Source organism: Campylobacter ureolyticus (genome assembly GCF_013372225.1).
GTDB lineage: Bacteria > Campylobacterota > Campylobacteria > Campylobacterales > Campylobacteraceae > Campylobacter_B > Campylobacter_B ureolyticus.
This window is the reverse complement of sequence record NZ_CP053832.1, coordinates 1,489,146-1,502,128: the sequence shown is the minus strand read 5'-3', so window position 1 is coordinate 1,502,128 and position 12,983 is coordinate 1,489,146. Positions and strand designations below refer to the sequence as shown.

Below are 12,983 nucleotides of genomic sequence, written 5' to 3'. Positions count from 1 at the left end.
TTTTGTAAAATGATAATTTTCAAATAAATATCAAATTTCACAAAATGAGGTAAAAAATGAAAGAATTTTACTTTGAACTTATTGTTAGAAGCAATGCATTAGAATTTTTTAAAAATTTCGCTTTTGAAATTGGTGTTGATGCAGTTGAGTTTAAAGATGATTTTTTCATAATTCGCGATGAAAATCAAAGCTCTATAGATACTTTAAAATTTGCCTTTTTAGAGTATAGAAAAAGCCTTGAAAAAGCTCTAAATGTAGAAATAGATTTAGAATTAAAAGATGAAAAGAAAAAAAATATTGATTGGATAGATGAGTATAAAAAAGGTGTTCAGCCAATTGAGGTTGGTGAAATTTATATTCATCCAAGTTGGGAAAAACCAAAAGACAACAAATTAAATTTAATGGTTGATCCAGCACTTGCTTTTGGCTCTGGTCATCATGAAAGCACAAATATGTGTTTAAGCCTTATTCAAAAATATAAAAATGGCTATAAATCGGCTTTAGATGTTGGATGTGGAAGTGGGATTTTAAGTATAGCTTTGTCAAAATTAGGAATTGAAGTAACTGCTTGCGATACTGATGCTCAGGCAGTTTTAGCAACTAAAGAAAATGCTTTGAAAAATGGTGTAGAATTGTTTGAAATTTATACAGGAAGCGTTACAAACACAGATAAAACATACGATGTTGTTGTGGCAAATATCATCGCTGATGTCATTTTAGTGTTAAAAAATGATCTTATAAAGTCTTTAAATAAAGGTGGGATTTTAATTTTATCAGGAATTTTAGAAAAATATTTTGATAAAATTAAAAAAGAATTTTGTCAGCTCGAGCTAGTTGAGAGTTTGCAAAAAAATGATTGGGTAAGTTTTGTATTTAAAAAATAAATTTAAAAGGATTAAATTTGAATAATAACTTAAAAAATAGTAACCAAAATGATCAAAACAATAAAAATAGCAATTTTTTTAACCAAAATCCTATAATTGTGTTTTTAATTTTTGCAGTTTTGATTATAGCGGTATTTAGATCTATGTCGCCAGAAATTGGTATGGACGGCTCAAAAACAACGAAGAATATTCCGTATTCTGAGCTTAAAAGCTTAATAGTCAATAAGCAAATTTCAAAAGTTTATATTGGTCAAAGCACTATAAAAGCAGATGGTGGAAATGTGCTTTATACTGCTAAAAAAGTGCAAGATCCAAATCTTACGGCTACGCTTGATGAAAATGAAATTCCTTATGGAGCTTTTAATGAGTCAAATGTTTTAACTGATATTTTATTTACTTGGGTTATACCGATTTTTATTTTCTTTGGAATTTGGATGTTTTTGGTAAGTAGAATGCAAAAAAATGTAGGTGGTGGAATTTTAGGAATTGGAAGTAGTAAAAAGCTTGTTAATTCTGAAAAACCAAAGGTAAAATTTGATGATGTTGCAGGCGTTGAAGAGGCAAAAGAAGAAGTTCAAGAAATTGTTGATTATTTAAAAAGTCCTGATAAATACTTGCGCCTTGGAGCAAAAATTCCAAAAGGAATTTTACTTGTAGGACCTCCAGGAACTGGTAAAACACTTTTAGCTAGAGCTGTTGCAGGGGAGGCCGATGTGCCATTTTTTAGTATTTCAGCATCAAGCTTTATAGAAATGTTTGTTGGGGTTGGAGCAAGTAGGGTAAGAGATTTATTTGAAAATGCTAAAAAAGAGGCACCTTCTATTGTCTTTATAGATGAAATTGATGCCATTGGAAAAAGTAGATCAAGTGCTCCAATGGGGGGAAATGATGAAAGGGAACAGACTTTAAATCAACTTTTATCTGAAATGGATGGATTTGATGCTGACAAATCTCCTGTTATTGTAATGGCTGCAACAAATAGACCTGAGATTTTAGATCCAGCACTTTTAAGACCTGGTAGATTTGACAGGCAAGTTTTAGTTGATAGACCAGATTTCAAAGGTAGAATGGATATTTTAAAAATTCATATGAAAGATGTAAAATTTGCTGATGATATTGATATCGAAGAGATTGCTAGACTTACAACAGGACTTGCTGGAGCTGATTTGGAAAATATTGTAAATGAAGCTGCTCTTTTAGCTGGACGTGAGTCTAAAAGAGCCGTTGAGCAAGATGATTTAGTTGAGGCAGTTGAAAGAAGTATAGCAGGACTAGAAAAAAAATCACGCCGAGTTAATCCAAAAGAAAAGAGAATCGTTGCTTATCACGAATGCGGACATGCCTTGATTGCAGAGGTTACAAAAGGGGCTAAAAAAGTTACAAAAGTTTCAATTATTCCAAGAGGGCTTTCGGCTTTAGGATATACTTTAAATACACCTGAAGAAAATAAATTTCTTATGCAATATCATGAACTAATTGCAGAAGTTGATGTTCTTTTGGGCGGGCGAGCTGCTGAAAAAGTATTTATAAAAGAGATTTCAACTGGTGCAAGTAATGATCTTGAAAGAGCAACTGATATTTTAAAAGCCATGGTTTCAATGTATGGAATGAGTGAAGTTGCAGGGCTTATGGTTTTAGAAAAACAAAGAAACACTTTCCTTGGTGGACAAAGCGTAAAAGATTATAGTGAAAAAACAGCTCAAAAGCTTGATGAAAGTATAAAAGAAATGCTTTCAAAAAGATTTGATGAGGTTGTAAAAACTATGGAGATTTATTCTGGTGCGATTGAAAATATGGTAGCCGAGCTTTATAAGTCAGAAACAATTGAGGGCGCTAAAGTTAGAGAAATAATCTCTAAATTCGAAGAAGAAAATAATCTTGTATCAAGGCTTTCAGAAGTTGATGAAGATGATGAGCTAAAAGATATAAAAGAGGCTAAAGAAAAACAAAGCCACTAAATTTTACCGAGAAATTCTCGGTAAAATTTATTTTTATAAAATCCTTGCAAAAAAGAACTAAATGCAGTATAATCAACAAATTTCATTTAAAAAAGGAGCAAGGATGAATTTTAAACAAAATACATTCAAAAAATTTCAAACATTTCATACTGATTTTAATACACTACTGCTTCTTATTCTTATTTAAAACTTTTTATATATTTTTACAATTTAATTTTGTTGCTAATTTTTTAGCTCTCTAATACCATAATAACTAAAAAAAGGATGAAAAATGGATAATAAAATAATTATATTTGATACTACACTAAGAGATGGCGAGCAAAGCCCAGGGGCTTCTATGAATACTGAAGAGAAGTTAAGATTAGCATTACAGCTTGAGAAATTAGGCGTAGATGTTATTGAAGCAGGTTTTGCTGCTGCAAGTCCAGGCGATTATGAAGCAATAGAAAAAATTGCTCAATCAGTTAATAATATAAATGTTTGTTCTTTGGCAAGAGCTGTCGAGAAAGATATAAAAGCAGCAGGTATGGCGATAAATTCAGCTAAAAATAAAAGAATTCATACATTTGTTGCCACAAGTCCAATTCATATGGAGTTTAAACTTAAAAAAACACCAAAAGAAGTTATAAAAATCGCACAAAATGCCGTAAAGTATGCTAAGACTTTCACAGACGATGTAGAATTTAGTTGTGAAGATGCAGGAAGAAGTGAAATAAGTTTTTTAAAAGAGATTGTTGATGCAGCTATTGAAGCAGGTGCAACTACTATAAATTTGCCAGATACTGTTGGATATAGACTTCCAAATGAAATTTATAATTTTATCAAAACAATGAGTGATTATGTTGCAAATAAAGCTATTATTTCGGTTCATAATCATAACGACTTAGGACTTGCTACTGCAAATAGCTTATTCGGAATAATGGCTGGAGCTAGACAAGTAGAGTGTACAATTAATGGAATTGGTGAAAGAGCTGGAAATGCTGCACTTGAAGAAATAGTAATGGCCATAAAAACAAGAAAAGATGAGTTTAGTGAACTTTATACAGACATAGTTTGCAAAGAAATTTATAAAACTAGTCGTTTAGTTTCTTCAATAACTGGAATGGAGCCACAAGCAAATAAATCAATTGTCGGTAAAAATGCATTTTTACATGAAAGTGGAATTCATCAAGATGGTGTTTTAAAGCATCCTGAAACCTATGAAATTATAAAAGCAAGCGACATTGGTCTTGAAAATGACAACATAGTGCTTGGAAAACACTCAGGAAGACACGCTGTAAAAAGTAAGCTTGAAACTCTTGGATTTGATTTAAGTGATAACGAGTTAAATGCAGCGTTTGAGAGATTTAAAATTTTAGCTGATCAAAAAAAAGATATTTTTGATGATGATTTGAGGGCTTTAGTAACTGATGAGATGATAAAAATACCTGAAGTTTTTGAAGTTATAACATTAAGTTCTAATTCATGTAACAAAGGGCACTCAAGTGCAAGCATTACCATAAGACGTAAAGACAAAGTAATAAGCGATTCAGCTCTTGGAAATGGATCTGTGGATTCTATTTTTAAAGCGGTTGATAGAATTTCAAATATTAACGGTATTTTAAAAGACTATCAAGTAAAAGCAGTAAGCAGTGGAAAAGATGCTATGGCAAAAGTAACTGTAAAAGTTCAGTTTGAAGATAAAATGGTTGTTTTGGGAAATGGGCTTGATGTTGATACTATGCTTGCTAGTGCAAAAGCTTATGTTTCTGCACTAAACAGCTATTTGAATTTAAAAAAATAATTAAAACCTCTAAAATTATGGGTTTTAAAGTATTAAATTTTCTTAGAAATTTTTAAAGAAGGTAAGCTATGTTAAAAAATATAAGTTTGTTTGTTTCAAAACAACTGGCTATTTTAGTTGTACTTGCTACACTATTTTCATTGTATTATCCACAAGTTGGATCAAATTTAGTTAAAACATCATGGGTAGTTTATATTTTAGGCATTATAATGTTTGGTATGGGACTTAATGTAAAAGCAAGTGATTTTAAAGAGCTTTTTATAAGGCCAAAATTTGTTTTAATTGGTATTGGCGCACAGTTTATAATAATGCCATTAATTGCCTATATTTTGGTAAAAGGTTTTAATCTTCCACTTGGTCTTGCAATTGGTGTTGTTCTTGTTGGAACCTGTCCTGGCGGAACAAGTTCAAATGTTATTACATACTTAAGTAAAGGTGATGTGGCTCTATCTGTTGGAATTACAAGTTGCACGACACTATTGGCTCCTTTTATGACGCCTATTTTAACAAAATTATTAATTGGTCAAAGTATAGATGTAAACGTAATAGCTATGTTTTTAAGTGTTGTTAAGGTTGTGATTGTACCTATTGTGCTTGGAATTTTAGCACACAGATTTTTACCAAAAATAGCTGGACTTTTAAAAGATGTTTTACCTATGATCTCAACTCTTGGAATAGTGGCAATTGTTATAGCTGTAGTTAGTGTAAGCGCTGAAAAAATAATAGCAAATTTAGGAATTATAGTTTTAATAATTGTTTGTCATAATTTGTTTGGGTATCTGTTTGGCTTTTTAGTTGGCAAATCAGTTACAAAAGATATGGCAAAGGTAAAAGCTTTATCTGTTGAAGTAGGTATGCAAAACTCAGGTCTAGCAACATCTTTAGCTTTAACTCATTTTGCAACTCAACCACTTGCTGCAGTTCCTGGAGCACTGTTTAGTGTATGGCACAATATTTCAGGTGGAATACTAGCTTCTATTTATGCAAGAATTAAATAAATTTACGCCTATAAAAGGCGTAAATTTATCGATAAAACTTTATTAATTTGGTTCTTATATATATTTTTCCAAAACTTCTGGTATTTTTATAGAACCATCATTTTGCTGATAATTTTCCATTATTGCAATTAAGGTTCTACCAACTGCTAGTGATGAGCCATTTAGAGTATGCGCTAAAACATTTTTTTTGCCATCTTTGTAGCGAATTTTAGCACGACGAGCTTGAAAATCACGACAATTTGAAATAGAGCTAATTTCACGATAGCAATTTTGAGATGGTAGCCAAACTTCTAGGTCAATTGTCTTTGCCGCGCTAAAACCAAGATCACCACTACAAAGTAGCATATGACGATGAGGTAGTCCAAGACTAGCTAAAAGATCGCTTGCACAGCTTACCATCTCTTCAAATACTTTATCGCTCTCATCAGCTTTAGCTATAGAAACAAGCTCAACTTTTTCAAATTGATGTTGTCTTATCATTCCCCTAGTATCTCGTCCAGCACTTCCTGCTTCACGCCTAAAGCAGTGGCTATAGCAAGTCATTTTGATTGGCAAAATATCTGCATTTATTATCTCGTCGTTATATAAATTTGTGACTGGAACTTCACTTGTTGGTATAAGATAAAGTTCATCTTCGTTTATTTTATAGAGATCTTCTTCAAACTTTGGAAGCTGCCCTGTGCCATAAAGAATTTCAGGCTTTACAACAAATGGGACATTCACAAGCTCAAAACCACGAGATTGGTTAAAGTCAATCATATAATTAATCAAAGCTCTATTTAGCCTTGCACCATAACCTTTAATGGCGGTAAAGCGGCTTCCACTAAGCTTTACACCACGTTCAAAATCAAGCCAACCAAGTTTTTCTCCAAGCTCATAATGAGGTTTTGGAGTAAAGCTAAATTTAGGAACTTCTAAAACTTTTTTAAGTTCAACATTTTCGTTTTCATTCTCTCCAAAAGGCACATCATCATCTATTATGTTTGGGATGTGAGATGCTTTTTGATCTAGATTTTCTTGAATAGAATTTACTATCTCTTGCAATTTTTGAATATTTTGTTTATTTTCTTCAAGCTCACTTTTAAGTTCAGTTATATCTTCACCATTTCTTGCTTTTATGCCAACTTCTTTACTTTTTGTGTTTTGAAGTGCTCGAAGATTTTCCAACTCAAGTTTTTTTGCTTTTAAGTCGTTATAAACAGCTAAAAGCTCTTTTAATGCCTCTTTACTTACTTTTTTTGCGATGAGTTTTTTATTAAACTCATCAAAATTTGTTTCTATTAGTTTTAAATTTATCATAGTTATTCTCCATAAAACCGCTATTTTATCGAAATTTTGATTTAAATAGGCTAAAATTGGAGATTTATTTTATTTTTTAATATTTTGAAATCTTTGAATAATTCCAACTATTTTATCTAAATCTTTTTTAGAATATGGTGCTGAAATGGTTATTTTCATGTTATTTGAGTTGTCTATTAACTCATACCATGATTTTACTTTTTTATGGTTATATCTTTTAAATTCATAGTGTAATTTTTTTTGTAAAATCCAAACTCCATGCTTTTTGTAATTTTACCCTTATAAATAGTTATTTCTTTATTTGCTAAAAATGAAATTGGGAAAAACATTACCCCTATGAGTATAATAACTTTAATAAATCTTTTGCCTTCTTCTTTTTCGGGCGTTAGTTTTAAAAATCCATTTTCGCATTTTGGATCATTTTTGTCTAGACATTTTATTTGTATTTTACCCTCGTATGAGTAAATTCTGCCATGTTTTGAGTCTAAATTTCTAAGTGTTGCACCATAAAATTGGTATTTTTGTGTTTCTAAAATTAATTTTATATATTTATCATGATAAATTCTGGGAGGTTCAGTGATTGTATCATAAATAGCATAGGCAAAAAGTATAAAAATAAAAAGCGAAAGTGAATAAGAGAAAATTTTTATTGGATAAAAAATTAACTTTGTGCCTTTTACTTTCCTAAAAGACACAAAATAAAACAAAAAAAGACTAAATATAACTGTGACGAGAATTAAAATTAATAAAACTGGCATCTAAATTTAAAACTCATCAAATTTATTATCCAGCGTATTTAAAAAATATAGCCAAATAAATTATAACAAATGATAGTAAAAGTGCTAAAGGATGGATATTTGGGCTAGGGCGTTTAAGTATTAATTTATATGTTAACTTTACGCCAACTGCTATAAAAACTATAAACGCTAAAAGAACTTTTATCATAAAAAATATCTGTAAATTTGAACTAAAATAGCCACCAGCTTTACTTCCAACCCAATGATTCATCATCATTCCGCCACTTAAAAGTAATAATAAAACGAAAATTGATATTATTCTTGTCTCAGTTGAAGATATGGCTTTTTTCATTTTTTCACCAGTTTGATTATCAACTTTTTTTAAAGCCATTTTAAAAATAACTACATCAAAAAAAAGATATCCTACAAAAATTACTGCACAAATTAGATGAATAAATTGTGCGTATGGATAGATAGCTCCCATTTTTTCTCCTATATTTTAAAATAAAAATTAAGATTATAATAGGTTTTTATAAATACTTTATCTATAAATTCCACAAATTTTTCTTATTTTTTGCATATTTTTTTCTGCTACGGTTTTTGCTTTTTTTGCTCCATCATCTAAAATTTCAAAAACATCATCTTTATGGTTCATAAAATAGTCAAATTTCTCTCTTGCATCTTTAAAATAGTCCCAAATAACTTCATTTAAATACATTTTAAAGTGTCCATATCCCTCGCCACCTTTTTCATACCTTTTTTGCAAAGCAAGTTTTTCATCTTCATTTAAAAATAGCTCAGCAATTTTATAAACATTGCAGTCTCTCCACTCTTTTGGCTCTTCTAGGGCAGTACTATCGGTTACGATGCTTGAAATTTGCTTTTTTAAGGTTTTGGCATCGCTAAAAATATCAATTGTATTTTTATAGCTTTTACTCATTTTGGCCCCATCAGTCCCTGGAACTGTGGCTAAGTTTTCTTCAACTTTTGCTTGTGGCAATGTAAAAATTTCACCATGAGCGTTGTTAAATTTAAGTGCGATATCACGTGCTATTTCAACATGCTGAATTTGATCTTTTCCCACTGGTACAAAATCAGCGTTGTAGAGTAAAATATCAGCCGCCATTAAAACAGGATAGCTAAAGAGATCATGTTTTGTATCAAAACCTTTTGCAATCTTATCTTTATATGCATGAGAACGTTCAAGCAGTCCCATCGGCGTATAAGCGCTTAGTATCCAGTAGAGTTCAAGTACTTCTTTTACATCGCTTTGAACCCAAAATATGCTTTTTTTAGGGTCTATTCCAAGAGCTAAAAAAGCACACGCTGCTTCGAAGGTATTATCGCTAAGTTTGTGTGCATCACTTACACTTGTCATTGCGTGGTAATTTGCAATAAACATAAACATCTTGCTATCGCCTAAATTTTGCTTTTCAACCATTGGTTTAATGCTAGCAAAGTAATTTCCTAAATGAAGTTTTCCTGATGGTTGAAGTCCGGTTAGTGTTATCAAATTTTATCCTTTATTAAAATTCTATAATTTTTTTATTTGCTTTTTTTGCTCTTCTTATCGTATCTACCACTCCACCTGAATCATATCGATGAAATGCAAGTAAAGCCCCATCATCATCAATTAAATCGACCATAGCCTGATTTCTTGCAAAGTATCCATAATAAAAATTGCCACCATTATAATCCTTTTTTATCTCTTTTATTTCAACATTTTCGTAGTTTAAAATTTCATCGTATCTATCAGCTCCTCTTGATTTGTGCCAAGATATTTTATTTGGAATACAAAGAATTAGTTTCTTTTTCATTTTCATTGCTATTAGTGCAAAAATTTCATCAGCACCTTTTGCCATGCCGGATACAAAAACTAAATTTTCATTGTCATGAAAATTATTATTAATTGTTTCAATTATAAGTTTTTCTAAAACTTCAAAAGCCTCTTCATTTGTTTCTATATTTGGATGTGTTGTTTTATTGAGTGCTTTTTTAACTTTTACATGTCCTGTTAAGGCTATTACCATCTTTTGGCCCTTTTATTATTTTTTTTATCTCTTTTAGAATTTGCTTTGGCATCTTATCACTTACATCGACGATGAAATCAGCCACTTTTTCATACTCATCTTCTCTTTTATCAAAAAGCTTTTTTGCCTCTTTTAGATCTTTAAGAAGTGGTCTTTTGGCTAGTTTTTTTTCGGCGTTTGGTGAAGTTTCAATCCGTTTTATTATGCTATCAAAGTCTGATTTTAGGTAGATAATAGTTCCAAGTTTTTTTAAATTTGGCACTTTGTAAAATCCACCACCTGTTGAGACAATAGCATTATTGATATTTTTTTCTATAAATTTAGCCAGTTTTTTTTCTATTTTTCTAAACTCATCTTCGCCATGTTTTGCAAAAATTTCTTTTATTTTTGAGTTATATGCGCTCTCTATCAAATCATCGCAATCAAGTGGAAAAAGTCCAGTTTCTTTATATAGTGTTCTTGCGATAGTTCCCTTGCCAACACCCATAAAGCCAATTAAAACGATATTATTTTTTTTCTTCATCGTTTTCATCTTTGTTTTTGCTTCTTGGGACTAATACAAGTGGAACGCCGGTTAAATCAAAATTTTCTCTAATTTTATTCATCAGATATCTTTTATAACTAAAATGAAGTGAGCGTGGACGGTTCATTATAAGTGCTATTTTTGGTGGATTAAATCCAAACTGAACGGCGTAGTAAATTTTTACAATTTTGCCTTTATCATGTGGAATTGGGTGGTTTATAGTAGCTTCTTTTATGACTTCATTTAGGCGAGATGTTTTAAGTTTTTTTGTAAAATTTGCATAAATTTCAAGTATTAAATCATAAATTTTATGAACTCTTTTTCCTTGCAGTGCTGAAACGCTAATAATTGGAGCATAACTTAAAAATTTAAATTTATCTCTTATTAGTAGTGAAATTTGATCAAAGTCTTTTTCACCTTTGTTTTCCCATTTGTTTAAAACAATTATCACACCAAGTTCAAATTTAGCCGCAAGTCCGGCTATTCTTTCATCAAGTTCTGTTAAATCCTCGCTGCTATCTAAAACCAATAAAGCAATATCTGAGTTTTCTAGAATTTGCTCAGTTCTATTTAGTGCAAATTTTTCAATTCCCTCAATTTTACCACGTCTTCTAATGCCCGCAGTATCGACAAACTCAATAGTTTTATCACTGTAAACAAATGTTTCATTAACAGGATCTATGGTAGTTCCTGCAACACTACTTACAACACTTCTTTCATCTTTAACCAAAGCATTTAAAAGGCTTGATTTTCCAACATTTACACGACCAATTATGCCAACTTTTATATTTTTATCATTTTCTACAAACTCACCATCATCATCAAAATTTTCTAAAAAATCTTCCAAAAATTCTGTTTCATCTGGCTTTAAATTATCTTTTAAAAGTGGATAAATAGCATCTTTTAGCTCTTCAATGCCCATATTGTGACTAACTGAGATGGCAAAACTATCCTTTATGCCAAACTCGTTAAACTCAAAACTTCTTTTTTCATCATTTTTGCTATCGATTTTGTTAATGACTAAAAAAATAGGAATTTTAAGTCGCATAAGAGAATAGACTATTTTTTTATCTTCATCTTGAGGCATCATTTTGCCATCTACCATAAATAAAATTATATCAGCTTCTTTTGCTTCTTTTAGGGTTTTTTCTCTTATGTTTTTAAAAAGTTCTGAGCTTTCATCAAGTCCGCCACTGTCAATTAAAAAGCAAGTTTTATCATAAATTTCAATCTCAGTTTTATTTGTATCTCTTGTGGTTCCACTAACATCACTTGTAATGGCAATTCTTTGTCTTGCAAGACGATTAAAAAGTGAGCTTTTTCCCACATTTGGACGACCAATAATCATTATTTTTTGCAAAAATTAATCCTTAATCTATTTTTAAGTTTTCATTATACTGCAAATTCGCCTAAATTTAGCTAAATTTTATTTAGTGCAATTGGTAAAATTTGATAAAAAAGTTTTTTTCCAAACTCTCCATCTTTTTGCAAAAGCCAGTTTGCACTATATAAATTTAACTCATTTTTTAAAATTTCTTGACAAATTTGCTTGAAATCATCTTCTTTTTTGTCTTTAAATTTATAACAAAACAGATCTAAATAAAAATCAAAAGAGCCTAAAAACTCAGGTCTATTATCGTATGTTAAAATTTCCAAACCATTTCTTAGTGGTGCCTTAAAAGGCACAAAACCACTTTTATAAAGAGCGGCTTTTAAGATAGTTTTAGATAAATTTTTAGCTTCGTTTTGTGATAGGCTGCTGAAATAAACTGGATTGTCAATATAGCTTTCAAGCATTTGTTTAAAGATAAAATTTAATGCATCGTAAAAAAGTCTATCTTGTTCAAAAAGAATTTGTTTTTTTTGCCAAGTTTTTAAAAACGATCCTACATAAAAAGTGTTGTAAAAATAAACTTCTAAAAGTTCTTTATCTTTGCTATTGTAAATTTCAAAAATAACTTGTCTTCTTTTTTCTTTACTTGTATCTTCTAGGAGATTTTCTGCTGTTTGAAATGAGTTTTTTTGTAAAATTTCATAAAGTAGATTTTTATAAATTTGTATTGCGACTTGACCTTTTTGTCTTTTTAAAGTAGCTGGAGAATATGCGTTAATATAGTTTTTCATAAACAAATTCCAAACTTTGTTTGTTATATTTTTTATATCATTGTTTTTTACATCAAGTTTTTTAAAAATTAAATTTTGTATTTTTTCCCAAAGACCTATTAAATTTGAAAAATACATAACAATTTCAGCATTTTTTAAATCATAATCTTGAAAATATTTTTCATAATTTAGTAAAAATTCATCTTTATTTTCTTTTAAATCCGAGTTTATATTACTATAAATAAAATCAAAAATTTCATTAATTTTTTCACTGTTTAGCGTAAAATCATAATTAAAATTTAATGAATATGTATCTTTTATAGTTAGACTTAAATTAATATATAATGGATCTTTTTCATAAGTGCTTAATTTTTCTTTAATTTGATCTTTAAATTTTAGTGAATCTTTAGAGCTGTTTTTTGATATATTTTTTTTATCTTTTTTTGGGCTTAAATTTATAAAAATAAATATAATTGTTAAAATAACTAGCGTTGCAATAGCGCTTATAATAAAAAATTGCTTTTGATCTAAAATTTTTTCACCATCACTTAAACTAAGTGCAGCTGAGTAAAGCACTACAAAACTCATACAAAAAATAGCAAAAATTTTAACAAGTTTTAGTAATATATTTTTTAATTTTTTTTCATCCATAAATTTACCTTTAAATA

At 29.8% G+C, this 12,983-nt stretch carries 12 protein-coding genes; 4 read left to right on the top strand and 8 right to left on the bottom strand.

Annotated features, from left to right (window positions below):
- Positions 1–56: 56 nt before the first annotated feature.
- The 4 genes from CURT_RS07630 (at position 57) to CURT_RS07615 (ending at position 5,623) form a co-directional block, all read left to right on the top strand.
- A complete protein-coding gene (locus CURT_RS07630; RefSeq protein ID WP_018712819.1) occupies positions 57–884 on the top strand; it encodes a 50S ribosomal protein L11 methyltransferase in 828 nt (275 codons plus the stop codon).
- Positions 885–901: 17 nt separating this feature from the next.
- Complete coding sequence (gene ftsH, locus CURT_RS07625; RefSeq protein ID WP_018712818.1) at positions 902–2,842, top strand: ATP-dependent zinc metalloprotease FtsH; 1,941 nt, start codon at positions 902–904, stop codon at positions 2,840–2,842.
- A 271-nt stretch (positions 2,843–3,113) separates the two neighbouring features.
- Positions 3,114–4,625: a 2-isopropylmalate synthase gene (locus CURT_RS07620; RefSeq protein ID WP_018712817.1), complete on the top strand. Its 1,512-nt coding sequence runs from the start codon at positions 3,114–3,116 to the stop codon at positions 4,623–4,625.
- Between the two features lie 68 nt (positions 4,626–4,693).
- Positions 4,694–5,623 (top strand): bile acid:sodium symporter family protein, encoded by a 930-nt coding sequence (locus tag CURT_RS07615; RefSeq protein WP_018712816.1) that lies wholly within the window; start codon positions 4,694–4,696, stop codon positions 5,621–5,623.
- Between the two features lie 54 nt (positions 5,624–5,677).
- Here CURT_RS07615 and serS read toward each other — a convergent pair whose 3' ends face one another.
- The 8 genes from serS to CURT_RS07575 form a co-directional block, all read right to left on the bottom strand.
- Positions 5,678–6,922, bottom strand: a complete 1,245-nt coding sequence (gene serS, locus CURT_RS07610) for a serine--tRNA ligase (RefSeq protein WP_018712815.1) — start codon at positions 6,920–6,922, stop codon at positions 5,678–5,680.
- A 194-nt stretch (positions 6,923–7,116) separates the two neighbouring features.
- A complete protein-coding gene (locus CURT_RS07605) occupies positions 7,117–7,617 on the bottom strand; it encodes a hypothetical protein (protein WP_169478817.1) in 501 nt (166 codons plus the stop codon).
- Positions 7,618–7,705: 88 nt separating this feature from the next.
- Positions 7,706–8,143, bottom strand: a complete 438-nt coding sequence (locus CURT_RS07600; RefSeq protein WP_018712813.1) for a hypothetical protein — start codon at positions 8,141–8,143, stop codon at positions 7,706–7,708.
- 57 nt (positions 8,144–8,200) lie between these two features.
- A complete protein-coding gene (gene trpS, locus CURT_RS07595) occupies positions 8,201–9,172 on the bottom strand; it encodes a tryptophan--tRNA ligase (RefSeq protein WP_018712812.1) in 972 nt (323 codons plus the stop codon).
- 13 nt (positions 9,173–9,185) lie between these two features.
- Entirely contained in the window at positions 9,186–9,689 is a 504-nt protein-coding gene (locus tag CURT_RS07590; protein ID WP_018712811.1) for a hypothetical protein, read from the bottom strand.
- The gene (locus CURT_RS07585; RefSeq protein WP_039749964.1) at positions 9,655–10,221 is read right to left on the bottom strand and encodes a shikimate kinase; all 567 of its coding nucleotides are present in this window, start codon (positions 10,219–10,221) and stop codon (positions 9,655–9,657) included. The genes CURT_RS07590 and CURT_RS07585 overlap by 35 nt, the downstream gene beginning before the upstream one ends.
- Positions 10,196–11,572: a ribosome biogenesis GTPase Der gene (gene der / locus CURT_RS07580; protein WP_018712809.1), complete on the bottom strand. Its 1,377-nt coding sequence runs from the start codon at positions 11,570–11,572 to the stop codon at positions 10,196–10,198. The genes CURT_RS07585 and der overlap by 26 nt, the downstream gene beginning before the upstream one ends.
- A 59-nt stretch (positions 11,573–11,631) precedes the next feature.
- Positions 11,632–12,966 (bottom strand): hypothetical protein, encoded by a 1,335-nt coding sequence (locus tag CURT_RS07575; RefSeq protein WP_018712808.1) that lies wholly within the window; start codon positions 12,964–12,966, stop codon positions 11,632–11,634.
- Positions 12,967–12,983 lie beyond the last annotated feature (17 nt).